General features: G+C 40.3%; 20 protein-coding genes. 12 read left to right on the forward strand and 8 right to left on the reverse strand.

Translation table 11 applies throughout. The features are described 5' to 3' along the window. Positions 1–107: 107 nt before the first annotated feature. From upp to PAUR_RS09400, 4 genes are all read left to right on the forward strand, one after another. Positions 108–737 carry a uracil phosphoribosyltransferase gene (gene upp / locus PAUR_RS09385; RefSeq protein WP_192507501.1) on the forward strand — a complete coding sequence of 210 codons (630 nt, stop codon included), beginning with the start codon at positions 108–110 and terminating at the stop codon, positions 735–737. A 161-nt stretch (positions 738–898) separates the two neighbouring features. Then, a complete protein-coding gene (locus PAUR_RS09390; RefSeq protein WP_192507502.1) occupies positions 899–1,363 on the forward strand; it encodes a GNAT family N-acetyltransferase in 465 nt (154 codons plus the stop codon). 22 nt (positions 1,364–1,385) lie between these two features. Next, a complete protein-coding gene (locus tag PAUR_RS09395; protein WP_192507503.1) occupies positions 1,386–2,015 on the forward strand; it encodes a LysE family translocator in 630 nt (209 codons plus the stop codon). Between the two features lie 19 nt (positions 2,016–2,034). Further along, on the forward strand, positions 2,035–2,550 hold the full coding sequence (locus PAUR_RS09400) for a YdcF family protein (protein WP_192507504.1): 516 nt from the start codon (positions 2,035–2,037) through the stop codon (positions 2,548–2,550). 25 nt (positions 2,551–2,575) lie between these two features. Here the strand turns inward: PAUR_RS09400 and PAUR_RS09405 are convergent, their stop codons facing one another. Continuing rightward, positions 2,576–4,618, reverse strand: a complete 2,043-nt coding sequence (locus tag PAUR_RS09405) for an ATP-binding protein (protein WP_192507505.1) — start codon at positions 4,616–4,618, stop codon at positions 2,576–2,578. A 152-nt stretch (positions 4,619–4,770) separates the two neighbouring features. Then, positions 4,771–5,673, reverse strand: coding sequence for a LysR family transcriptional regulator (locus PAUR_RS09410; protein WP_192507506.1), 903 nt, complete (start codon positions 5,671–5,673; stop codon positions 4,771–4,773). A gap of 134 nt (positions 5,674–5,807) precedes the next feature. Here PAUR_RS09410 and hutH point away from each other — a divergent pair, with 134 nt between their 5' ends. The 3 genes from hutH to PAUR_RS09425 all read left to right on the forward strand — a co-directional run bounded on the left by hutH (position 5,808) and on the right by PAUR_RS09425 (position 9,997). Continuing rightward, on the forward strand, positions 5,808–7,301 hold the full coding sequence (gene hutH, locus PAUR_RS09415; RefSeq protein ID WP_192507507.1) for a histidine ammonia-lyase: 1,494 nt from the start codon (positions 5,808–5,810) through the stop codon (positions 7,299–7,301). A 12-nt stretch (positions 7,302–7,313) separates the two neighbouring features. Then, positions 7,314–9,314, forward strand: a complete 2,001-nt coding sequence (locus tag PAUR_RS09420; protein WP_192507508.1) for a urocanate hydratase — start codon at positions 7,314–7,316, stop codon at positions 9,312–9,314. A 338-nt stretch (positions 9,315–9,652) separates the two neighbouring features. Next, the gene (locus tag PAUR_RS09425) at positions 9,653–9,997 is read left to right on the forward strand and encodes a cupin domain-containing protein (protein ID WP_192507509.1); all 345 of its coding nucleotides are present in this window, start codon (positions 9,653–9,655) and stop codon (positions 9,995–9,997) included. A 55-nt stretch (positions 9,998–10,052) separates the two neighbouring features. Here the strand turns inward: PAUR_RS09425 and PAUR_RS09430 are convergent, their stop codons facing one another. Both PAUR_RS09430 and PAUR_RS09435 read right to left on the reverse strand, forming a co-directional pair. Next, the gene (locus tag PAUR_RS09430) at positions 10,053–11,213 is read right to left on the reverse strand and encodes a putative manganese transporter (RefSeq protein WP_192507510.1); all 1,161 of its coding nucleotides are present in this window, start codon (positions 11,211–11,213) and stop codon (positions 10,053–10,055) included. A gap of 71 nt (positions 11,214–11,284) precedes the next feature. Further along, positions 11,285–12,910, reverse strand: coding sequence for a M28 family metallopeptidase (locus PAUR_RS09435; RefSeq protein ID WP_192507511.1), 1,626 nt, complete (start codon positions 12,908–12,910; stop codon positions 11,285–11,287). A 149-nt stretch (positions 12,911–13,059) separates the two neighbouring features. Between PAUR_RS09435 and PAUR_RS09440 the strand changes: the two genes are divergently transcribed. From PAUR_RS09440 to PAUR_RS09450, 3 genes are read left to right on the forward strand one after another with little or no spacing between them, the layout of a single operon-like run. Beyond that, entirely contained in the window at positions 13,060–13,863 is an 804-nt protein-coding gene (locus PAUR_RS09440; RefSeq protein WP_192507512.1) for a DUF3025 domain-containing protein, read from the forward strand. Positions 13,864–13,877: 14 nt separating this feature from the next. Next, complete coding sequence (locus PAUR_RS09445) at positions 13,878–14,663, forward strand: ABC transporter ATP-binding protein (RefSeq protein ID WP_192507513.1); 786 nt, start codon at positions 13,878–13,880, stop codon at positions 14,661–14,663. Further along, positions 14,656–15,864, forward strand: coding sequence for an ABC transporter permease (locus PAUR_RS09450; protein ID WP_192507514.1), 1,209 nt, complete (start codon positions 14,656–14,658; stop codon positions 15,862–15,864). The genes PAUR_RS09445 and PAUR_RS09450 overlap by 8 nt, the downstream gene beginning before the upstream one ends. A gap of 63 nt (positions 15,865–15,927) precedes the next feature. On the opposite strand, the gene PAUR_RS09455 is transcribed toward PAUR_RS09450, so the two are convergent. From PAUR_RS09455 to tsaA, 3 genes are all read right to left on the reverse strand, one after another. Further along, on the reverse strand, positions 15,928–16,746 hold the full coding sequence (locus PAUR_RS09455; RefSeq protein ID WP_192507515.1) for a UDP-2,3-diacylglucosamine diphosphatase: 819 nt from the start codon (positions 16,744–16,746) through the stop codon (positions 15,928–15,930). Between the two features lie 183 nt (positions 16,747–16,929). Beyond that, positions 16,930–18,657, reverse strand: a complete 1,728-nt coding sequence (locus PAUR_RS09460; protein ID WP_192507516.1) for a proline--tRNA ligase — start codon at positions 18,655–18,657, stop codon at positions 16,930–16,932. Between the two features lie 91 nt (positions 18,658–18,748). Further along, the gene (gene tsaA / locus PAUR_RS09465; protein ID WP_192507517.1) at positions 18,749–19,453 is read right to left on the reverse strand and encodes a tRNA (N6-threonylcarbamoyladenosine(37)-N6)-methyltransferase TrmO; all 705 of its coding nucleotides are present in this window, start codon (positions 19,451–19,453) and stop codon (positions 18,749–18,751) included. Between the two features lie 171 nt (positions 19,454–19,624). On the opposite strand from tsaA, the gene PAUR_RS09470 reads away from it, so the two are divergent. Together PAUR_RS09470 and PAUR_RS09475 are read left to right on the forward strand one after the other, a co-directional pair. After that, the gene (locus tag PAUR_RS09470) at positions 19,625–19,798 is read left to right on the forward strand and encodes a hypothetical protein (RefSeq protein ID WP_192507518.1); all 174 of its coding nucleotides are present in this window, start codon (positions 19,625–19,627) and stop codon (positions 19,796–19,798) included. Beyond that, positions 19,776–20,105, forward strand: a complete 330-nt coding sequence (locus PAUR_RS09475) for a hypothetical protein (protein WP_192507519.1) — start codon at positions 19,776–19,778, stop codon at positions 20,103–20,105. Before PAUR_RS09470 ends, PAUR_RS09475 begins: the two co-directional genes overlap by 23 nt. 39 nt (positions 20,106–20,144) lie before the next feature. Here PAUR_RS09475 and PAUR_RS09480 read toward each other — a convergent pair whose 3' ends face one another. After that, entirely contained in the window at positions 20,145–24,152 is a 4,008-nt protein-coding gene (locus PAUR_RS09480) for a hybrid sensor histidine kinase/response regulator (RefSeq protein WP_192507520.1), read from the reverse strand. Positions 24,153–24,242 lie beyond the last annotated feature (90 nt).

Consider the following 24,242-nt stretch of genomic DNA (forward strand, 5'->3'; position numbering starts at 1 on the left):
ATTGTGTATTTTACACCACCTTCTTTGGAAATATTTTTTACGTGTAAAGTACACTGCCTACTAATTACCTCTATAATAATGCCATTACTGTAAATATGGAAAATTTGATGGCTTTACACACAATTAATCACCCTCTAGTTCAACATAAACTTGCGTTGCTTCGACAGCAAGGGATCAGCACGAAAAGCTTCCGCGAATTGGTTGCTGAAATTGGCACTTTATTAACGTATGAAGCAACAAAAGATCTCCCTTTAGAAACTCAAACAATAAAAGGGTGGGAAGGCAGTGACATTCAAGTTGCTAAGTTACATGGAAAAAAAATCACGGTTGTGCCTATATTACGAGCGGGGTTAGGCATGATGGATGGCGTTATGGAGCTAATACCAGCGGCAAAAGTAAGTGTTGTAGGGTTACAACGAAACGAAGAAACGCTTGAACCGGTACCGTATTTTGAGAAGTTGGTGGGTAAAATTGATGAACGCTTGAGCTTGGTGATTGATCCGATGTTAGCAACGGGTGGTTCACTCATTGCGACGATAGATATGCTTAAAAAAGCCGGGTGTAAGAAAATAAAAGCGGTGATATTGGTTGCGGCTCCGGAAGGCATTAATGCAACGCTCAGTGCACACCCTGATGTTGAAATATATACCGCATCGTTAGATAGTCACTTAAATGAAAAGGGATATATTGTGCCAGGACTTGGTGATGCTGGAGACAAAATTTTTGGTACGGTATAACACACCTCATTTTACTGTGCGCCACGCAGACACGGTTTGATTTTTTGATGAGTCGCAGTATATAGTCTTAATGAGGCCCATTGATCACGGTTTTTTTTTAGGCCATTATGTTTTGTAAACTCAAGTGATTTATAACGATATGATGCAAGTTGGATCAAAATATGGAATTAGTAATACCAGCTGAAAAACAGTTACGTACACTTATGCTGTGGTTTGAAGATGAGCAAGCTGTTCGAGAGTGGGCTGGCCCTAGTTTTCCGTTTCCATTTAATTTTGAATCATTCAAGAAAAATTTAAACCTTAATAAAGTGTCATCTTATGTTTTGGTTGATAATAAAGAAGAGTGTTTCGCATTCGGTCAAGTTTATGAACGGCTTGGTCGGTGTCATTTAGGACGTTTAAGTGTTTCGCCACAACATAGAGGCGAAGGTATCGCCAATCATCTGATCTCGTTACTCATAAAACAAGGACGTACACTTTTCCATTTAGAAGAAGTATCTTTGTTTGTGTTAATGCATAATTTAAGTGCTATTCGTGCGTATGAAAAAGCGGGTTTTAGGTTTGCTACATACCCTGGCACAATTCCATACAATGAATGTCTATATATGACGCTTTCTTGTCGTTAATCTGAACTTTGTAAGGCCTCACATGGACAACTTATTAGCAGTTGTGTTATTTGCTATTTCATCTTCGATTACACCTGGACCAAATAATGTATTAGTCCTTACCTCTGGTGTTAATTTTGGTGTACGTAGGAGTATGCCATTATTAATAGGGATAAGCGTCGGGTTTGCAACAATGTTGTTACTCGTTGGATTTGGGTTTGGGCAGTTGTTTGTGCTATTTCCTTCGTTACAGTTATTTATAAAGTGTGTTGGGGTTGTGTATTTAGTGTATCTGGCTTGGCTCATTGCAAAATCTAATACTGATATGCAGTCAATAACACGTGCTAAGCCTTTAACATTTATGAACGGTGCATTGTTTCAATGGGTTAATGGAAAAGCGTGGGTAGTCGCCAGCGGGGCAATAGTGGCTTTTACGAATGCAGGAGATGCGTATTTATCGCAAAATGTGTTGATTGCGTTAGTCTTTTTAGTTATTGCGTTTCCGTGTGTTGGAGTATGGCTTATATTTGGCACTTTATTAAAGAAAACATTGCAGACTCAAAAGCATCGGCGATGTTTTAACTACATAATGGCGACGCTATTACTGGCCTCGGTTTTGTCTGTCTGTGGTGAATTAGTTCATGATATGTGGGCAGCGATTGAACATTTATAAACTATTCAGAGGAGGCTAAATGAATTCAGCGATTGTTTTGCTTGGTAGCCCAAATAATGATGATGGTAGCCTTTCGGAAATTGCCATTTCGCGCTGTGATCACGCATTGACTGTATTTGATGCAAAGCGAAGCCATAAGTTGTTGTGTACTGGCGGATTTGGCGATCATTTTAATAGAACAAACATTGCACATGCTGAGTACCTGCGCAACTATATGATTAAAAAAGGTGTGCCTAAGCAGGCGTTTTTGGAAAATGCATTGAGTCGATATACATATGAAGACGCCACATTATCGCAGCGTATCCTTAAACAGGCTCGAATTTATCATATCATATTAGTTACCTCCGATTTTCATATGCCCCGGGCTAGCTATGTGTTTAAAAGTGTTCTAACTAATTGTAGTATTGAGATATCTTCAGCGGACAGTTTTGCACTGCCAGCGAATAAGCTCAGCCAGTTAGTGGCACATGAAGCAGCCGCAATGAAAAGAGAACAACGGAATATTCTTGCTGAAAAGTCAAACTTGATACCATAAATCACAAACATTGATGAGGTTAAGGTTACAGCTGTGCAGAGTCGGATGAATCTACTAAGCTTGTGCGCTGTACATTGACAGGGATACTAATCACAAAATGAGCGCCTTCGCTGTCATCAGTGCATTCTACGTCGCCTTTCATAATGTGGACGACAGAATTATAAATAATATTGAGGCCCAGTCCTAGGCTGCCTTCTCCGAGCCTAGTCGTATAAAATGGGTCAAATACTTGTTTGTGCTTTGTCTTAGGGATCCCCGAACCGTTGTCTTTGTAGTGGATCATAACGTTGTTATCATCTATATGAACGATTTGCACATCGATACGCGGTGTGACTGTATTGCCAAAGCCGTGTTTGACGGAGTTCTCGACAAGTTGTGTGATAACTTTTAATAGCACCGACTTGTAGTTCGTTATTTCTATGTCAGCTCCATTAACATGAGACGAAAATGCGTGTTTATGAGTTTTTACCAAACTTGCGATATTATCTTCTAAGAAAGGCACCAAGGTAAACGTGCTGAGTTCGCTAATTTGTAATTTTGAAGACATCATTTTAAAGCGCTGAATTAAATCAGCCGCTTTTTCAGTGTTATTTTGGCTAAGGGCTAACAATTCAGTAGAGCCGCCAATGAAATCAGCAAGCTTTTTTTGTGTAAGAGTTTGCTCAGAAAATTGGGTAGTGAGAGTGTTTACTTGGGCTTGCAGAGTCGAGTTTGCAGTGATGACTAAACCAAGAGGCGTATTGAGTTGATGTGCCATACCAGAGACCAAGGTGGTCATAGCACGCATTTTTTCTGACTCAATTAATTTGTCTTGTGTCGCTTCCAGTTGCTCTACCAATGTCTGTAATTGATGCTTGCGTTTATTTAGACGATATAAAAAAAAACTTGAAATAAGAATAATTATTACAGCACTGATCAGCAATATGAAATCTCGTTGTTGTTGCGCACGTGCCATGGATAACGTTAACTGGTGTTGTTGTTCTAGTTGTTTAAGCGCAGTTTCTTTTGTTTGTAATTCAGTTTGCGATACCATATACGCTAACCCTATTGAGGCTTGCTTCTGTGTAAACTTTTTCGCTACAAGATTATATTTATCAAGTGCAATAAGGGCATCAGCCAATAAACCTTCTTTACGCGTCAATTTACTTTGTAACATTAACGCTTCTTGTAGCGCTGAAAATTGTTGGTATTGGTAGCCGATGTCGACCACTTCTTTAAGCATATCGATTGCTTCATCAGTTCTTTGTTGTTGTATGTATGCTTTAGCGAGCTCAAGCTTGGGCTGAATCGTTTTTGATACGGCGTTTTGCTTGCGCCAGTTATCAATTGCTTGCGTGAGGTATTTTTCACCTTGTTGGTAATCTTCTCGTTTTATATACACACGGCCTAAATTGTAAAGTGACCATGATTCATGATATTCGTAGCCATGGGTCTGACGGATCACTAAAGCTTGGGTATGAAGGTCAAGTGCTTTATCCAATTCACCTTTTAAAAATGCTGCTTCTCCAAGATTATTAAGCCCTGTGCTTTGTTGTGAAAGCTGATTTAAGGCTAATGCTGATTCATAAAACCGTTGAAAATAGTTTTGTGCTTCGTCCAATAAACCAAGTTTTAAATAAATATGGCCAATGTTGTTTTCTGTCTGATGAATAAATTCAGTACTTTTTAATAAAGGGGCTTCTTCATACGCTTTTAAGTTATTTTCCAGTGCAAGTTCATAAAGTTCTACATTGGAAAACGCACTTGCCGAAATACTGTAGTAGCTATACAAAATACCCGGCTCTTCAATTTCTCTGGCAAGTAACCGTGCTTGAGCTAATGTATTCATTGCTTCTTTGATACGATCGGCGTTAATTTGGTACCAAGATTTTAAATATAGCAACCTGATTCGTTGAGCTGGTACAAGGCTTAAGCTGTGATGTACCATGAGTTCATCCACTTTAACAATACCGGCCAGTGGAGACTTTCTACTGGCAGTACTAATTTGTGTTCGTAGTTCACTAAATGCCTCATCTGACATCTTAGCGGTTGTAAAAAGTGGATAAAACGCCAAAAAAAGAGAAATCATAAAACCACAACATTCTTTCATTCAAGAAACCGCTTGTTGCATATACTTTTATTGAGTGTAGCTAAGATTACTCTGTTTACGAATTCGAATGGTGGTAAATACTTAATCAAAAATACGTATCTACCACATACCGGAAAAATGAGGATAACAAATTATTGGCCAGTTTTATGGCAACGTATAATTTCTTTAACGAGGGCGTTGGCCAAGGGAGAGGCTAGGTTGTTTTTTGACGTTATCATCACAACAGGGATCTGATATGAGTATCGACTAGGTAGAATTGGTTTAAATAGCCCTTTGTCTACCCAATAACTGGCGTAATGCTCTGGTAAATAGCCTATAAAATCACCTGATAGGATCAAATGCGCAATACCTTCGTCGTGATAGGCAATAGCCGTACTTTGGTAGTTGAGACCATCATTTCTTGTTTCTTTATCTCGAGTATAGTTACTGGTAATGACCTCTGCACTTTGTAGATGCCGTTCAACATCTGATGGGTTGCAAGCAAAAAGAGGGTGGCCAACACCACAATATAAATAGTTATTCTCGTTATACAGTGGATGGTAATCGAGACCCCTTATATGATGCCTGCTGACGCCAAGCCCGACTAAAGAACGCCCATTCATGACAGATGTTTCGACTTCTTTGGCCTCACACACATTGATATCAAATTGGATATGTTCACTTTGCGCTCTCAGCGCTGAAATAGCGCGTGCGACCCCACAGCGTGGATCACTCACCATAGTGTCTATTGTCGCAATAGTGACTCTACCAGATAGTTCATTTTTTGAACTGGCAATGGTGGTGGTAAAAGCCTCACACTGTTGCAGGAGCTCAAGCGATGCTTGATATGTGACTCTGCCGGGTTCGGTTAATTCAAAGCCGCTTCTGCCTCTTTTACACAGCTTGATCCCAAGGCGAACTTCTAGGTCTGATAAATGCGAACTGATAGTGGAACGGCCAATATTTAAGCGTGATTCGGCAGCTGATAAGCCGCCACACTCAACAATTGCAACGAATATTCTTAGCAATCTTAAATCAACGTCATGAACTTGCACTTTATCTCGCTTAATAAGTTTGATAATGCCGGAATGAATACCGATTATTATGCATTTATGAAACATCAAGAGCAAGCTAGGATAACGTTATTATCAGTATAAAAGTACATAAGAAGTTGATTTTGGAGAGTGAAATGACGTTTAAGTATGGTGTAGATCGCCTTAATGTAGATATTGTAAATGCAATCGCAGATGGCAGTGTTAAAGCACACTTATGTCAAGAAGCATTAGATAAAGTTAATAAAAGCAGACAAAACGTCGACAAAATGGCGAACTCTGATAAAGCAATTTATGGTATCAACACCGGGTTCGGTCCTTTATGTGATACACAGATCTCCCCAGAAGAAACACACTTATTGCAGAAAAACTTACTGATCACCCATGCTGTTGGGGTTGGTGAACCAATAGCTAAACCAATATCTAAATTAATGTTGATTACCAAAGTTCATGCTTTAAGTCAGGGGTTTTCTGGGATCCGCCTTGAAGTAATACAAAGAATGCTGGCATTTATCGATCTTGATCTCATTCCTGTGGTACCAGAGCAGGGTTCAGTTGGTGCATCTGGTGATTTAGCACCTCTATCGCACTTGTTTTTACCGCTTATTGGTGAAGGAGAGTTTTGGCAAAATGGGGAAGTTGTCCCAGCGGCACCTCTGTTGCGTGAGCACGGTTTAGCGCCGCTTGAGCTGCATGCAAAAGAAGGATTAGCGCTCATTAATGGTACTCAATTCATTTTGTCGCATGCGATTACAGCATTAACAAAAATGGGGTATTTGCTCGATCTTGCTGATGTCACGGGTGCTATGAGTATTGAAGGTATGCAAGGCAGTGAATCGCCATTTAGAGCTGAGCTACATGAAATTCGTGCATTTGTAGGTAATGTTGAAGTTGCTGCTCGTATGAGACGCTTTTTCAAAAATTCGGAAAATATGGCTGCTCACCAAGGCTGTGAGCGTGTTCAAGACCCTTATTCGCTGCGTTGTATCCCTCAGGTGCATGGTGCATCTCGTAATGCGTACTACCATTTGAAAGAGTTGGCTGAAATTGAAATGAACTCAGTGACAGATAACCCTATCGTTGTCAGTGCAGAAGAAGCGATCTCTGGGGGAGGGTTCCACGGCCAGCCGTTAGCTATGGTATTAGACTATGCATCAATAGCAGCAGCTGAGTTAGGCAATATTTCTGATAGACGTTGTTATTTGCTTTTAGAAGGGCTGCACGGCTTACCTCGGTTACTCACAAGTTCTGGCGGATTGAATTCAGGCATGATGATCCCTCAATATGCAACTGCAGCACTTGTAACGGAAAACAAGTCTCTATGTTTCCCACCGTCGGCGGACAGTGTGCCTACCTCTATGGGTCAAGAAGACCATGTGTCTATGGGGAGTATTTCCGGTAGAAAGCTTAACCAAATTTTAGGTAACATTGAAAAAATCTTCGCCATTGAGTTGATGTATGCTGCCCAAGCTATTGAATTCAGACGACCAAATAAGTGCTCAGAATTAATTGAGCAAAATTTAAAAGTGATTAGAGCTAAAGTTGCAAAACTTGAAGAAGATAGGCTATTAAAGCCCGATATTGATGCGATGATAACATTGGTTAAGTCACAAGCGTTTACAGTAAATTAAGAGGGAGTTGTGATGAATTTTCAAGAACAGATAAAACAAGGTATTCCATCTGAATTACCGGCTGCTAAACCTTATCCAGCTGATGCGAATCGCGCACCAAAACGCAAAGATATTTTGAGCGTGGATGAGAAACAGTTAGCAATAAGAAATGCGTTACGTTACTTCCCCAAAGCATGGCATCAAGAGTTGGCGGTAGAATTTGCACAAGAATTAAATGACTTCGGTCGTATCTATATGTATCGCTTTAAACCAAATTATGATCTGAGAGCCCGTTCTGTGTCTGAGTATCCAGCACAATGTGAACAAGCAGCAGCGATAATGCTTATGGTTGAAAATAACCTAGACCCTGCTGTTGCGCAGCACCCAGAAGAATTAATAACTTATGGTGGAAATGGCGCAGTTTTTCAAAACTGGGCTCAATATTTATTAGCGATGAAATACTTAAGTGAAATGCACTCGGATCAAACGTTGCATATTTACTCAGGTCACCCAATGGGGTTGTTTCCATCATCAGAAGATGCGCCACGCGTAGTTGTTACAAATGGCATGATGATCCCGAACTATTCTAAGCCTGATGATTGGGAGAAGTTCAACGCTTTAGGCGTAACACAATATGGTCAAATGACAGCTGGCTCATTCATGTATATTGGGCCTCAGGGTATTGTACATGGTACAACAATTACGGTTATGAATGCGTTCCGTAAAGTACTCAACAAAGGTGAAAGCTCTCAAGGGAAAATATTTCTTACCGCAGGATTAGGTGGCATGAGTGGTGCACAACCTAAAGCCGGTAATATCGCCAAATGTATCACCGTTTGTGCAGAAGTTAACCCTAAAGCAGCAATCAAGCGTCATCAACAAGGCTGGGTTGATGAGCTAATTGATAATATGGATGATCTGATCTCACGTTTAAAAGTGGCTCAAGCAAATGACGAAGTCGTCTCCATTGCTTATATAGGGAATGTGGTTGATGTATGGGAAGCATTTGATGAACATAACATCTTCGTTCATTTAGGATCTGACCAGACGTCATTGCATAACCCATGGTCAGGTGGTTATTACCCTGTAGATATTAGTTATGAAGAGTCAAATAGGTTAATCAGAGAAGAACCTGAGCTGTTTAAAGTTAAAGTGCAACAGACCCTCAAACGTCACGCAGATGCAGTCAATAAACATACTGCAAAAGGCACCTACTTTTTTGACTATGGGAATGCATTTTTACTTGAGTCATCACGAGCGGGTGGCGATGTCATGGCTGACAATGGTATTGATTTTAAATATCCATCATACGTACAGGATATCCTGGGGCCAATGTGTTTTGACTATGGATTTGGACCATTTCGCTGGGTATGTGCATCAGGGAAGCCTGAAGATTTAGATAAAACTGATGCAATTGCCGCGCAGGTTTTGAATAAAATCATGGCAGAGTCTCCTGAAGAAATTCAGCAGCAAATGCAGGATAATATTACGTGGATCAACGATGCGAAGCAAAATAAGCTCGTGGTCGGCTCTCAAGCACGTATTCTTTATGCGGATGCACAAGGGCGAATGGAAATCGCTAAAGCGTTTAATGACGCAATAAGCCGAGGTGATATTGGCCCCGTTGTATTAGGACGTGATCATCATGATGTTAGTGGCACAGATTCACCATTTCGTGAAACATCTAATATTTATGATGGTAGCCGATTTACCGCTGATATGGCCATTCACAATGTGATTGGTGATAGTTTCCGTGGTGCAACTTGGGTGTCGATTCATAACGGGGGTGGCGTTGGCTGGGGAGAAGTAACTAACGGCGGCTTTGGTATGTTGTTAGATGGCACTGATAGTGCTGAACGCCGCCTAAAATCTATGCTGTTATTTGACGTAAACAATGGCATAGCGCGTCGCAGTTGGGCACGTAATGAAGAGGCTAATTTTGCGATTAAGCGTGAAATGGCTCGTACACCTAAGTTAAAGGTGACGCTAGCAAATTTAGTGGATGACGATATTTTAAGCAATTTGTCACTCTAATTATTGCATAAATTTTGCGGGTGCCTGCTTAAATTAAATCAGGCACCCGCTATCGAGTTAGATTTAATTTGGCTCATTGATACTTTCCTATTGCCTACGATTTAATGCCCTATAATTATAGCGTGTTTCTTCGCTAGCTGTCTTTCTGTGTAATTATAGAAATGAGCACATTATTCAATGGATAACCCTTTTATCTTTATACCCTAATTATAATGGGCTAATTTGATTTCTGTGGCGAGTAAGCTTCTATCCTGAATAGTATAGCAATCAAAACGACGTGACTTTCAACGTGTCAAAGCGTATTTATATACTTATTAATTCGGTAACTAAGGGCGTTTATGATGAAAATTGTCAATGTGTTAGAGGTTTTATCGTCAAAGAATGAAGGCGTATTTATTCCAATGCTGCCTTTTAACGCTTCTTCGTTTAGTACGTGTGATATTACTGGCGAGTCACCGGTTTGGGAAATGCATCCAGATACGGATGAGTTTTTTTATATCATTGATGGAGAATTTGAAATGACCGTATTAAGGGAGGGTGTGTCATCAACGTATGTTGCCCACAGCGGAGATGCGTTTGTTGTCCCTAAGGGGGTATGGCACAAACCCTCTGCAAATAAAGGCTGTAAGTTCATTTATCACACACCAGGGCAATCAGTACACAGTGAATACCCTGAAGAATAAAGCCAGTAGTACGTTACGCTACTAACTTTATTAAGTTGAACTGACCTGACCGAATTTACATTAACCAATATAAGCCATAGCCCACTAGAAGCGCAGGGATAGCGGAATAGCAGGTTGCCAGAATCGCGGCTTTTGGCGCCATTGCAATCGCAGGAAATAGCGCGTCACCATCGTTTGAGATTGCATTTCCAGCTAAGGCACTAAATGGAATGATACCTTGAATATAGAGCGTAGTGACCACGATTTGTGGACCACATCCAGGTAGTAATCCAATGAGAACGGCAATAAGCGGGGCGAATACGGCAAACTCACTGAACCATTGTTTTAAATCCAGGCCAAACAGTGTCACTGCGAGTTCATAAAGCATAAAGCTGGCAACCACCCATGCAGTTACAAAGTGTGTATCTTGTAGTACTCTGGCAAACTTGGAAGGAGGCTCAAATTCTTCATCTTCTGCGGTAATTTGTTTATAAGTTTTCCCCTCTGATGATAGCGCCCACACAAGCACAGCAAAAATCGCCATAACCGCGCCAACCAGTGTAATTGATGCTTCAAATGCTCCTAGATCAACGTTAAAGGCAATTAAAAAAGCAATTACAAGGCTTGGCAACAGGGCAATCTTCCAGACTTTTGTGCTGGCTATGACTACGTTACTTGGCTTAGCACAATGTGGATTATTGGCTTCTTGTACATCGGGTTGGCAAAACTCTTGTTTATGTATTGCACTGACAATTAAGCCACTGATAATTCCTACACCTACACCTATCCCAATTATCAATAATCCTTCGAGCGGCTTTTTTGCTAATAATAAAAACGCAGCGTCGCCCATTGTTGCGGTAAGTACAGCGACTACCGATGCGAAACTCGCTTGACGTTTTGTAAACTGAGTGACAACAATAATAGCACCACCACACCCAGGCAATGCGCCAAGAATTGCTGCGAATACTATCTCAAGAGTTGGAGACTTTGCTTTTAAGTAACTCAATTCTAGTTGGGGCAACTTATCTACAAGGTAATAGTATATGAAAAGCGTACCAGCAACGAATGCGGTTACTTGAAAAAACGCATCCGCTAGCGTTGGAAGTGTTATTGCTCTAATAGGCTCGTACGCTAACGCTAAACCGAGAAGCAATGGCAATAACAAACGTTTGTTAGTTAGTTGGGTACTTAGTAAGTGCACTAAGCGGGAAGGAAAATTTACAGACTGTGAGAGCATAAAGTGCAACCGGTTGATAAACTCAGTTGCACTTTAGTTTTTTTCTAAATGAAAAGCAATATCATTTGCATTTAATTTCTCTTAAACTCTGATGTTGCTTTCCATTGCGGCCATTCAGCTTGTTGTGATATGTCATAACCGACTTGATAAAATAGTTGTAGGTCTTGCACTGCACCGTTCAAGTCCCATTCATCTCTGTAGCGATCACAGGGTTGGTGGTAGCAGCCTCTTAGCACAAGACTCATACGTTTACGGTAATTAGTGGTGGCATCATCAATGGCTTCAGTACCACCGCCTGCATACATGGCCGGCACTCCCATATTCGCAAATGCGAAGTGGTCAGAGCGATAATAGCCGCCTGATGCTGGTCTTGGGTCACCAGATACCACACGTCCCTGAGCTTTAGCTGCATTGGCTAGCATGTCGTCAAGGTCAGACTTACCTATACCAACAACACTAATATCCTTTACTTTACCTAATAAATTTAAGCTATCCATGTTAATGTTTGCAACAGTTTGCTTTGCAGGTATAACTGGATTTGCGGCGTAGAATTTTGAGCCTAATAAACCTTGTTCTTCTGCTGTAACAGCCAAAAATGTCATTGAACGATCAGGCCTTGTCGGGAGTTTTGCGAATGCCTCAGCAACTTCTATCATACCACCGGTACCAGTGGCATTGTCATGAGCACCGTTGTATATTTGATCACCTTTTCTATTTTTATCTGTGCCTAAATGATCCCAATGAGCAGAGTAGATAATGTGTTCATCTGGTTTCTTACTACCGGGCAAGGTGGCAATAAAGTTGTAAGAAGTAGACGTTTTAATTTTACTTTTTACGGTAATAGATGCTGTTAAGTCACCCATATCGACGTGGTAAGCACCTTTGGCAGCTTTCGCTTTTGCATCAGTAAAGTTTAAACCCGCTTTTTCAAATAGCTCTTTTGCAACATCGACAGTGACCCAACCTTCGACAGCGACTCGATCCATATTTTTATTGGCTTTTTGGAAACCAAATTGTTCGCCACTCCATGAGTTTTCGACTACGCTCCAAGGGTATGATGCAGGGGCTGTTTCATGGACAATGATAGCGCCTGCGGCTCCTTGGCGGCTTGCTTCTTCGTACTTGTATGTCCAACGACCGTAATAGGTCATGGCTTCACCTGTAAACATACTCGGATCTTTCGTTGCAAAACCTGGATCATTAACAAGCATAACAACCGTTTTGCCTTTCACATCTAAGCCATCATAATCATTCCAATTGTATTCAGGAGCGTTAACCCCATAGCCTACGAACACAAGCTCTGAGTCTTTGATCGACTCTAGTGGGCTGATCCGACTGGTGCCCATCACCATTTCTTTCTTATATAGGTAGTCTTTACCACCGATTTTAAGCGCCATATTGGCATCAGCTTCGATAGAAACCAAGTCTACTTCTTGCAAGAAGCTATCACCATTACCAGGCTCATATCCCAAAGATTTAAAATGCTTGGTTAAATATGCAAGAGTCAGCTCTTCTCCTTTTGAAGAAGGTGCTCGGCCACCAAATTCATCAGATGCGAGAGTTTTAATATGCTCAGCAAGTTGTTGTGTGTTGATACTATCATAGGCAGTTTTTACATTTTCAGGGGTGTTTGAGGTACTAACACAACCGCTGAGCACGGCTATTGTAAGCGCGCTTAGAGTCATTTTAAGTTTCATAATGCTTCTTTTGTTATGTATTAAAGACACGTAAGTATAAACACAATTTTGGTTTTTTTTCGAGTAACTGCGATAGTTGGGGCTGGTTTGATTGGACGCCAACAGGACTTAAGGTAAACTAATGAAAATATATTGAACTTGTTCTATTTATGAAGAAATTTACTCCCTCTGAGCATTATGAGCCACAGTTATTGAGAGGCGGTGCATTTACCCACCTTAATACATTATTTGGTCTAGGCAACCAGTCTGGCTGGCCTGATTTTCTATGGCTAAATGGACTCGCCCATCTTAAAAATAGCAATGGGCAAAAAGTTAGTTTTGTACCTGATTCACAGTTTCAAGAAGAAACGCGGTACTACGAGCAGATCATTTACGAAACGGGTCATATTCCAACTCGAGAGCAGAATTGGCACGACTTGTTTGGTGCATTAATTTGGTGTTTATTCCCAAAGACTAAATCATTGTTAAATAAAAGTCATATCGATGATATTGAGCAGTATGGTTTAAAACAACGTAGCAAACATCGTAATGCCTTAACCTTGTTTGATGAGTGTGGTGTTGTGATGGCCATCACCGACGAACAGATAAAAACTGATTTACGAGCCCACAACTGGCATAGCGTATTTGTATCAAAACGCACACAGTGGGGGAAAGCTATACAGCCATTCATATTTGGGCACGCAAATTATGAAATGCTCACTCAACCTTTTATCGGACTTACCGGAAAAGTACTGTGTATTGTAGTGGGAACAAGTTTTAGTACATTAACCTTACAACAAAAGTACGCGTATTTAGATGACATACTTTATACGCGAATTGCATATGAAGGGATTTTAAAAGACAACAGCCAAATGTCACCATTACCGTTATTGGGTATACCCGGGTGGTGTGAGGAAAATGAAGATGCAAAGTTTTATGATAATACGGATTATTTCAGAGCAAAAAGGCGTTAAGAAAAGGATCAATCATGATTGCAGTTGATAAGTTAGCGAAGCGGTTCAAGCTAACCAAAGAGCATAAGAAAAACAAGGAACGTCATGACAGTAGAGAATATGATGGTTATTTTCACTCGGTAAAAAATGTCAGTTTTACATGTAATCACGGTGAAGTATTGGGGCTTTTAGGTCCAAACGGAGCGGGAAAAACAACGACATTACGTATGTTATCTACCGCTTTGAAACCGGATCACGGGTCAATACTAATTGAAGACGATAATATTGTTAAACAGCCATTACTTGGACGCAAAGCAATTGGCTTTTTATCTGGCTCGACTGGATTATATGGTCGCTTGACGGCAAAAGAAAATGTTGAGTATTTTGGCAAGCTACATGGCCTTAAAGGACATGCGCTGAAAGCAAAGTGTGATGAGTTATTTAGCATGCTAGACATGACCACATTCTTGGACAAACGGGCAGAGCATTTATCGACAGGAATGAAACAAAAAACAAATATTGCCAGAGCTGTCGTACATAACCCCAAAGTGGTCATTCTAGATGAGCCAACCACAGGGCTTGATATTATGACGACTCAGACGGTTATTTCATTCATTCGTTCTTTAAAAGCACAAGGGATACCGGTGATTTTTTCAACACATCACCTTGATGAAGTTGCCTTGTTGTGTGACAAAATAGCGGTGATTGACCAAGGGCTAAGTTGCTTTGATGGTACTGTAACCGACTTTATGAAGCAGGGCGGCAGTACAGAGTTGAATCAGGCCTTTCTAAATCTATTGAGTGGGAATAAGCATGTTTGAAGTTTTTAAAAAGGAAATTATAGAATTACTGAGGGATAGGAAAACGCTTTTTTTTATCATTGCATTACCAATGCTTATTTTCCCGATTATTTTAGGTTTTGTGGCATTTTTAACGTCTCAAGCAAGTTTAAAAGCCGAACAACAGGTTCACACATATTATATTGTTAACACGCAATTTTCGACGGTTTTTTCAGAGGAAATATTCTACCACAAGAGCTTTAAAAAATATGCAGGACAAAAGCAGTTTGACTCAGTAGAACAGCTTTCTGAGGCGGTTAAAGAGGGAATCATTGATGTTGGTATATTTATCCCGAATGACCCAAAAATTGCAATACAAGCAGGAAAGCAGAGCCAGTGGCAAATCGTATTTAACGATGCAAAAGCGATTAACTTCATTTTTAATCGTGTGCGTTCCGTCGCTAGTAAATTATCGAATGAGTTAAGAACCCGAGCTTTAAAGGATTTAGGTGTTGATATTAGGCATCAACCCGCGTTACTTACTCCCATTACGATCAGCAAAGTCGATACGGCCGATAAGCGGGAAAACTACGGTGAAAAGTTGGGCGCATTGATCCCTTATTTGTTGTTACCTTTGGTATTAATGGGAGCCAGTTATCCGGCAATCGATTTGGGGGCTGGAGAAAAAGAACGAGGGACTTTAGAAACATTATTATTAACTCCCGTGACGCGCTCAGAGTTAGTCCTAGGAAAGTTTTTTACTGTATTGGCAAGTTCAATCGCATGTACATTGATTACAGTTGCGAGTTTGGCTATTTGGGTGAGCGTAGCATCAAGTTTTGTGAGTTTAGAGGCGGTCAAAACCGCATTCAATAGCGTGACTGCGTGGGACTTTATACTTATATTTTCGTTGTTGTTGCCTGTAGCTGCGATGTTATCTTCATTGGTTCTGGCGATATCAATATATGCACGGACATTTAAAGAGGCACAAAACTATATGGGTCCATTGAGTATGGCTGTGTTTGTGCCTATTGCTGTTTCATTACTGCCAAACATGGAACTTGATAACGTTACCGCGCTTATTCCAATAACCAATGTTGCATTGGCTATCAAGGAGGTTGTAAAAGGCACTGTTGATCAAGGTGCTATTGCACTTATCTTTATTGCATCAGCTGCATTGGCCAGTTTACTTTTACTGAGCTGTGTAAGGTGGTTTAAAAAAGAATCCGTTCTATTTAGGTAATAGCGGCTTATATTAATATTTTATGAGCGTGCTCATTCGTATTTAACGAGCGCGCTCATTTTGCTATGCCGCTTCATCAGAAGCATTTTGGGATGGCATACCTTGTAAACCTTCATCTAACGCAACAACATTAAGAACATGTTGAATATCTGACCAATGTAATAGTTCAATTTTACCCTCTTTATTTTCAACTAACGCGGTGCAATTTTCTATCCAGTCGCCGTCATTACAATAAACGATTCCATCGCATACTTTTAAGGCGGGTTGGTGAATATGTCCGCATATAATACCATCCACTCCTTGTCTTTTTGCTTCGTGAATAGCTGCCGCTTCAAATGCCGCAATTGCTTCTCTCGCTTTATGAACACGATTTTTAAGCCAAGAGGCGAGTGACCAATAATGGCCTCCATATAAACGCCTTACACGATTACTCCAACGGTTCAGAAAGAGCAAAAAATCGTAAGCAGCATCTCCGGCAATACTGATTAATTTGTTGTATCGAGTTGCAGAATCAAAGTCATCACCATGCAGCAGTAAGAATTTTTTCCCTGCTGAGGTGGTATGGATAAATGATTTGTGGACTTCTACATTAAACAGGGTGTGACCGGCATACTGCCTGAACGTTTCATCATGATTCCCTGGAATATAAATTACTTTTGTGCCAGCCTCCGCTTTTTCTTGAATGCACTCTAATACCTTATAATGGCTTGTATCCCAATAGAATTGCCGTTTCATTGACCATAGGTCGACGATATCACCGACGAGATAAAGTACATCGCATTCTGTTCGGTTTAAGAAATCAAGTAGGTAGCTAGCTTTACAGTCTTTGTAGCCTAGGTGGGTATCTGAAATCCAAATACTTGGATAGTACGTTGCTTTCATTCGCTCTTATCTCTAGCGTAATAAAATCAAGCATAGTGTTAGAAAGTGACAATTCGACGACGAGATAAAGAAGAGAATATGACAGTTATTCAGGTATATACTTTTTGGAATACTTATTATAAAAAAGCGAGTGACTAATAAGCCACTCGCGACAAATAATTTACTGCGATTATTTAAAGCAGCTTACTGTGAGTTAATCAACGCACAAATTTCGGTGACAGCATCGTCAATACTAAACATCCGTTTTTCACCGGTACGTCGGTTTTTAAGCTCAACTTGATTATTATCAAGGTTACGTTCACCAATGACGAGTGTATATGGTACGCCAAGTAACTCCATGTCATTAAACATAACACCAGGTCGTTCTTTTCGGTCATCAAAGAGTATGTCGATCCCTGCTTTTTTAAATTCTGAATATAAATTGTTAGCAATTTCAGGGATACGATGAGATTTATGCATATTCATAGGCACAATCGCAAGCGAAAATGGCGCCAATGCTAATGGCCATTTAATACCATAGTCATCGTTATTTTGTTCAATTGCTGCAGCGACAATACGTGATACACCGATACCGTAGCAACCCATGCTCATCATTTGGTTTTTACCACTTTCACCAAGCACACCAGCATTCATTGATTCTGAATATTTAGTGCCGAGCTGAAAAATGTGGCCGACTTCAACACCGCGTTTGATATGTAATGACCCATTACCGCAAGGGCTTGGATCGCCTTCAACAACGTTACGAATATCAGCAACTACATAGTCCGTTACATCACGACCCCAGTTTATGCCACTGTAGTGTTCACCATCTTTATTGGCGCCAGCTACAAAATCAGCCATGACAGCAGCACTATGGTCAACGATCACAGGCATATTTAAACCGACAGGTCCCAAAGAACCAGGGCGAGCACCAATAGCGGAAATAATATCTTGCTCTTTTGCCATTTCAAGAGGTGAATGGACTAGGTCGTGAGACTGTGCCTTTAATTCATTCAAATCATGATCGCCGCGAACAATTAATGCAACCAACCCACGTCGCTCGTTTTCATCTGCTGCACCATAAACTATTAACGTTTTAACGCCACGGTGTGGTTTTACACCGTGGTTGGCTTTTAATTCAGCGATCGTTTTGGCTTCTGGAGTAGCAAATGAGTTGAGCTCTTTGGAGGGGGCCGCTCTTTCTGTTTTTGGTGCTAATGCTTCTGCCTTCTCAATGTTAGCTGCGTAATCACTTGCATCACTAAATGCGATAGCATCCTCACCCGATTCAGCCAAAACATGAAATTCATGTGATAGGCTACCACCGATTGAACCTGTATCTGCAAGTACTGGACGATAATCGAGTCCCAAGCGTTCAAAAATATTACAATAGGCCTGATGCATTCGCTGATAGGTTTGTGTTAAACACTCTTCGCTCAAATGGAAAGAGTAAGCGTCTTTCATAGTGAATTCGCGTGCGCGCATTACGCCAAAGCGAGGACGGACTTCATCACGTACCTTGGTCTGTACTTGATACAACGTGATCGGAAGTTGTTTGTAACTATTGATCTCTTTTCTAACGAAGTCTGTAATAACTTCTTCGTGTGTTGGACCTAGTGCGAAAGGACGATTATTTCTATCTGTGATACGTAGAAGCTCTGGACCAAACTGCTCCCAACGCCCAGATTCCTGCCAAAGATCGGCTGGTTGGATCACTGGCATCAGCATCTCAATCGCGCCAGCATTATCCATTTCTTCTCGCACAATCTTTTCTACGTTGCGTAAAACTTTCAAGCCAGAAGGAAGCCAAGTATAAAGGCCTGAAGCCAATTTGCGGATCATACCCGCTCGAAGCATAAGCTGATGACTGATAATTTCAGCATCCGAAGGCGTCTCTTTTAGAGTCGCTAAAATATATTGACTAGTACGCATGGTTGTTCCGTTCGTAATGTATTTATTTTTCGTGTTAATTCCGCGTAGTTTAACAGCGCTGGCGGCGCAGACAAGTAATTATTCTATGTCGCTATTGTTTGGAAATCTCAATGACCTGGTTGTGGTTTTCATCAACCTGCCAGCGGATGTTAAAATCGTATAGAGTCATACCATAAAACTGGGTCTGTTGCTTTTGTTTTTTGTAAGCTGGGCGTGGGTCTTGCTTTAACACATTCGTTATAAAAGCACGTAATTCAGGGTATTGCTGTTGCTGAGAAATGTACGAGTCAGCTTGTTCACTGAATGCCACTGTCATTTGGGTTTCAGGGCGAGTATCAGCAAAACCAGCACTTGCGTCAGTCATTGCATCGGAATACGGCAAATAGGGTTTTATATCAATAATGGGGGTGCCATCAAGTAAATCTATACCAGAGAGCTGCAAAGCAAGTTGGCCATTTTTATATTCAATACTTTCTAATTTTACCGCGCTCATACCTATACCATTAGGTCGAAATGTTGCGCGGGTAGCAAAAACGCCTTTTTTTTCATTTCCGCCTAAGCGAGGAGGACGTACTAATGCGGAGTAACCTTTGTCGGCGGTTTCGTGAAACCGAAACAACAGCCATAAATGGCTAAACTCATCAATGCCCCTAACAAACTCTTCTCGGTTAAAGTCTTTGGTGAAGATGAGTCTTGCTTTTGCCTGTGGCACTAACCTAGGTTGACGGGGAATGGCAAATTTTTGCTTGTAAGGTGATTCTATATTGCCAATAGGCACGATTTGATAATTGTCCACAAGTTCTCGGTTCGTTTTTATCTAAGTCATAGTTCTGTCACTATTGTACTTGGGAATAAAAAATTAACCAATGTGAAATAGGGCGTAATGCCATGTAATATCATTATTCTTTATATACGGATAATCTTATAACCAATGCAGACAAGTAGATTTAAAGCTGATAATTAGATTATGACAGAGAACAAAAAACCGACGTTAAAGTTTCCTAGCCATGTCGAGACTGAACAAGATAGTTACATCGAGTTGTTAGGAGGAAGAGCAAATGAGCTACGTAATTTACTTTCCCAAAGCAAGAGCTTAACTGAAGCGTTGAAAAGTCAAAATGATAAGAACGAGCCAAAATAAGGTCGATTGTTTCGAAAAGCTACTATTTAGTTGTTGTGAATCTAGCTTACAGCAATACTCTGTGCAAGCTAGATATGAATTTTACCTAAGTTTATTAGAATACAAGAATGAGTTGTTAGAGCTATATACCGTATTTGTAAGTACAGATACATCAGCTGAAAGTTATGAAGAAATTCTCGAATTAACCAAAAACAAACTGCAGTGTAATATGGAAGGTGCGCACAGAGCGCCTAGCGATATTGCGCCAATGCTTAATCATACAGTTTACGGGTTAGCACGCAATGCGTTACAGTATGCATATTCTTAAATTAATAAACACGGACGGTAAAAATTTGAAATAAACCTATTAATTTGCGTTGAACCTATCTGTTATCTTAATAACTAACTCTTTAGCTTGGACGAACTCAAAGTCGTTAATTAACTCTTCTAGCTCAGAAGAGTCGTCGCTAGACATAAACTGAAGGCTGTTTAGTTCATTAACGGTCTCAATTGCTTCGACATCGTTAGAGTCTATCAGGTCAGTAAGCAACTTTAAACGTTGGATTATTAGGGGTTTATTGAGTTTATCAGTTTGTTCAGACACTTGTTTTTTTGCCTCATAATTAGGGCGTTTAGTTAAGCGTATAGATATTTCTTTTAAATAGGCAATAATGTCGTGAATATCATTCATATTTACGCTACCACCACTGTCGATTGTTGATTCAAATAGCCCACCAATATCAGCGAGACGAGTCGCACATAAATTGGCTGCAGATCCTTTTAACGAATGTGCAATCCGAGATGCGTGCTCTGTGTCACCAATTATGAGTGCTTGCTCTAAATTAATCATTTCTTCTATTTGGTTTTTAATAAATTTAGTTAAAATTGACCAATAGGCTTTTTCGTTTCCACCAATACGTTTAATACCTTCCGCATAGGCAATTCCATCCAATGTAAACGATTCTACTTCTATCTTTTGTGTCTCTATTTCAACGTTATCAATAGTACCAGTTGGGGCTATATTTTGTGGTATTTGTGTGGGTTCTAGACAAGCGTGGATAGTAGCTAACATCGTATCAAAGTTTATCGGCTTTGCAATATGAGCATTCATACCTGCTTGGGTACATTTATGTATGTCTTCTTGCATTGCATTTGCTGTCATTGCGATTATGGGCAGTGTATCAAGTGGCTTGGTTTTACGAATTTCTTGCGTTGCCGTGATCCCATCCATAACAGGCATTTGCATATCCATTAACACTAAATCGAACGGTTGCTCTTGCACCATATTCAGGGCTTCGAGGCCATTATTGGCAATCGTTATATGTAAATTGACAGATTGCAGCATTTCGTATGCAACTTCTTGATTTGTGATGTTATCTTCAACTAATAAAATACGTTCACCTGAAAAACCCATATTTTCTATTTCAGAAACTGGGCTAACATGATGCTCTGATGGTCGCTGTAAGCCGTAACATTCCATTATTGTGTCTAGTAGTATGGAAGCGTTAACAGGTTTAATAATCAACCCATCCAGCAGGGTGGATACTTCTTTATTCATGCCAACTTCTTTTCCATAGGCGGTCACTAGAATGATCACTGGCTGCTCTGCAATCGGCATATTACGTATATGTTTTATGGTATCTATTCCGTTCATGCCGGGCATATTCCAATCCATAAAGACTAAGTCATACTTAGCGACTTCTAACTCACTCACCGCTTCTCTTCCACTGCTTACGCTATTGACCGCCAAGCCCATAGCTTTTAACAGGTTGTATAATATAGCCCGCGCGCTGTCATTATCATCTACTACCAAAGCTTTTTTATCTTTGAGATTAGCTTCAGGACAAACAAAATTTCTGACTTTCGCTTCTTGGAGGCCGCATTGCACAGTAAAGAAAAACTCCGAGCCTTTGTCGACTTCACTGATTACCCCAATTTCCCCGCCCATAAGCTCAACGAGATTTTTAGAAATACTTAAACCGAGACCAGTACCGCCATACTTACGGGTAATTGAACCATCTGCTTGAGAGAACGCATTAAATAACTTTTCTTGTTGTGCTTGGGATAAACCTATGCCGCTGTCTTTAACGCTAAACCTCAGTACAACATTATCGTTGCTTTGTTCCGCAACTGTAATTGCGATAACAATTTCGCCTGTTTCAGTAAATTTAATCGCGTTACCACATAAATTTATTAAGACTTGACCTAGTCGCAAGGGGTCTCCTACTAAGCTTATTGGTATATCAGGGGCGACATCAAGTAATAGCTCTAGGTTTTTATCTTGTGCTTTGACTGCATTAACTGTCACTACGTTGTCTGTTACTTCATCAAGCAGAAAGCTAACCGACTCAACGGTCATTTTACCCGACTCTATTTTAGAAAAGTCGAGAATATCGTTAATGATCCCTAACAGGTTTTTCGCGGCTTGATCTATTTTGGTGACATATCCAAGTTGTTGCGTGTTAAGGTTGGTTTTAAGTGCCAAATGACTCATTCCAATAATTGCATTCATTGGAGTTCTAATTTCGTGGCTCATATTGGCAAGAAACTCGCCTTTAGCTGTACTCATTTGGTCAGCTTGTTCTTTCGCAACAATTAACTGTTGTTCCATTTCTTTACGTTCGGTAACGTCTAAGATTAAGCCGACAATTCCCGCTACTTCACCATCAGCATTACAAAAGGTAGCCTCGTAAATCACCACATCTCTAGGTTGCCCTTCGATATTAATTAAAGTTAACTCATAGTTATGGCTGCCTGGTTCATTTAAAAGAGCTTGCTCAGATTCGACAAACTGTTGCGCAATATTTTTGCTAAAAATCTCACTGGGAACCGCGCCAATTACATCAGCGTCAAACGTACCTATGAATTCATGAAAAATTGAATTTACACCCAAATACTCGCCATCACGATTGCGATAATACATGGGGTTTGGAATTGCATCGATGATCTGTCGATTAAGTTCAAGTTGCTCTAGCACTTTTTTCTCTGTACTGCGTTGTAATTCAATATTCTGAGTGAGTTGCAAACTAATGGCCAAATCTTGAATAACGGATTCAACCCATTCAAAATCTTTTTCTGAAACTGGCTTTAGACTACCTAATTCAAGTAACCCCACACACTCATTGCTGACCATCAGAGGGAAGTAATAGAGTTCAGACAGGTATAAGCTCTCTCCATTGAGCTCGATAGCATATTGAGACTCTTGCAACGACATAGAATAAGTTTGTTTGCTACTGAGTACATGAAAATGAATTGAATCATAGTTATCATAATAAGTAGGGGATTTTTTACAGTAGCCCGTCCCAGCAACACGAAATAATTTCGAGTCATTGAAGACATAGAGTCCAAGCAGAGGAACGGATAGCCTACGGCCAAGAAACTGCATGAGCTCTTCGCCTAACTCTTTGGCGGAGTTTTTTCCTCTTAGCGCAAGTCCGAAGTCTTTCATTATGGTATTAAATTGCAGTTGTTTAGAAATGTTGTGAAGTAACGTGTTCATTGCGCGTGAGAAGTTTGCGAGTTCCCCCTGTGTTTGAGTATCAAGCCTAAAATCATAGTCGTCTTCTTCAACATGGGAGACGACCTTCTTTTGCATCTTAGAAACAGGGTTGATATACATTTTCCAAAGCAGGTAGAATGATAATGCAATACTGACTATCAAAATTATACTCATTAGCTTTTGTAGTTGATGCATCCATATTAAATCATTCGCGTTATTGATAATTCTAGTTTTTAATTTGCTTGCCATATGCCAATGAGCATCGTCTAAGGCAGTCATAATTTTTGCTTTTTCGATAAAATATTCATCACTAAAAAGTAGACGTTGTGCCGCAGGCAAGTCGGGCTCACCTTGAACGGTCCAATTTCCGAATATATCTTGTTGCATCCCTGCAACTAAATAAAATGCGTGACGCTCCATACTGACCAGTGCATCAGATGTTGCTAGGGCTAATTTCATTTGGCTGAGTTCATAATCATCAATGCCAACTATCTCAAAACGTTCTATAATTGATGGGCCATTGAAGCCACTTGAGATATCCGGAGGAGAGGCATAAGGGGATGCCAAAGCATCCCAATAACTAAAGCTTAATTCATTTGGTGGAGGCGCTTTACCATCTCGAACATTGAGGACATATTGGAATAGTTCGTACCAACGTGTGTTTCCTGTTAAAGCGTAAGTTCGGGCGAAGTTAGTTAGTTGATCAGAGCTTTGTTTTAATTCTTGTGTGAGCTCACTTAGCGCCAACAGTTGTTTGCTATCATGTTGCTCTAATGTTTCCTTTTTCTGCATGTAATATGAAATATATTGAATTGCGACACTGATACTAAACATCACTGAAAATATAGATATAAATAAAGTACGTACACTGATCATAGAAAATAACCTAACTTTTTGGCACGATCACAAGAATAGACCTAATATGATGATATTGGCTAATAATATGTAAACAAAGCAGGCTCAGTA

The organism is Pseudoalteromonas aurantia 208, from assembly GCF_014858725.1.
In the GTDB taxonomy this organism is placed as follows: Bacteria; Pseudomonadota; Gammaproteobacteria; order Enterobacterales; family Alteromonadaceae; genus Pseudoalteromonas; species Pseudoalteromonas aurantia.

What these genes read in the sequence shown, in the direction of transcription:
- PAUR_RS09480 (WP_192507520.1), bottom strand. Translation starts at nt 24,152, where the DNA reads ATGATCAGTGTACGTACTTTATTTATATCTATATTTTCAGTGATGTTT.
- PAUR_RS09455 (WP_192507515.1), bottom strand. Translation starts at nt 16,746, where the DNA reads ATGAAAGCAACGTACTATCCAAGTATTTGGATTTCAGATACCCACCTA.
- PAUR_RS09405 (WP_192507505.1), bottom strand. Translation starts at nt 4,618, where the DNA reads ATGATTTCTCTTTTTTTGGCGTTTTATCCACTTTTTACAACCGCTAAG.
- PAUR_RS09460 (WP_192507516.1), bottom strand. Translation starts at nt 18,657, where the DNA reads ATGCGTACTAGTCAATATATTTTAGCGACTCTAAAAGAGACGCCTTCG.
- PAUR_RS09430 (WP_192507510.1), bottom strand. Translation starts at nt 11,213, where the DNA reads ATGCTCTCACAGTCTGTAAATTTTCCTTCCCGCTTAGTGCACTTACTA.
- PAUR_RS09420 (WP_192507508.1), top strand. Translation starts at nt 7,314, where the DNA reads ATGAATTTTCAAGAACAGATAAAACAAGGTATTCCATCTGAATTACCG.
- PAUR_RS09425 (WP_192507509.1), top strand. Translation starts at nt 9,653, where the DNA reads ATGATGAAAATTGTCAATGTGTTAGAGGTTTTATCGTCAAAGAATGAA.
- PAUR_RS09390 (WP_192507502.1), top strand. Translation starts at nt 899, where the DNA reads ATGGAATTAGTAATACCAGCTGAAAAACAGTTACGTACACTTATGCTG.
- PAUR_RS09400 (WP_192507504.1), top strand. Translation starts at nt 2,035, where the DNA reads ATGAATTCAGCGATTGTTTTGCTTGGTAGCCCAAATAATGATGATGGT.
- hutH (WP_192507507.1), top strand. Translation starts at nt 5,808, where the DNA reads ATGACGTTTAAGTATGGTGTAGATCGCCTTAATGTAGATATTGTAAAT.
- PAUR_RS09395 (WP_192507503.1), top strand. Translation starts at nt 1,386, where the DNA reads ATGGACAACTTATTAGCAGTTGTGTTATTTGCTATTTCATCTTCGATT.
- PAUR_RS09450 (WP_192507514.1), top strand. Translation starts at nt 14,656, where the DNA reads ATGTTTGAAGTTTTTAAAAAGGAAATTATAGAATTACTGAGGGATAGG.
- PAUR_RS09440 (WP_192507512.1), top strand. Translation starts at nt 13,060, where the DNA reads ATGAAGAAATTTACTCCCTCTGAGCATTATGAGCCACAGTTATTGAGA.
- PAUR_RS09475 (WP_192507519.1), top strand. Translation starts at nt 19,776, where the DNA reads ATGATAAGAACGAGCCAAAATAAGGTCGATTGTTTCGAAAAGCTACTA.
- PAUR_RS09445 (WP_192507513.1), top strand. Translation starts at nt 13,878, where the DNA reads ATGATTGCAGTTGATAAGTTAGCGAAGCGGTTCAAGCTAACCAAAGAG.
- upp (WP_192507501.1), top strand. Translation starts at nt 108, where the DNA reads ATGGCTTTACACACAATTAATCACCCTCTAGTTCAACATAAACTTGCG.
- PAUR_RS09470 (WP_192507518.1), top strand. Translation starts at nt 19,625, where the DNA reads ATGACAGAGAACAAAAAACCGACGTTAAAGTTTCCTAGCCATGTCGAG.
- PAUR_RS09435 (WP_192507511.1), bottom strand. Translation starts at nt 12,910, where the DNA reads ATGAAACTTAAAATGACTCTAAGCGCGCTTACAATAGCCGTGCTCAGC.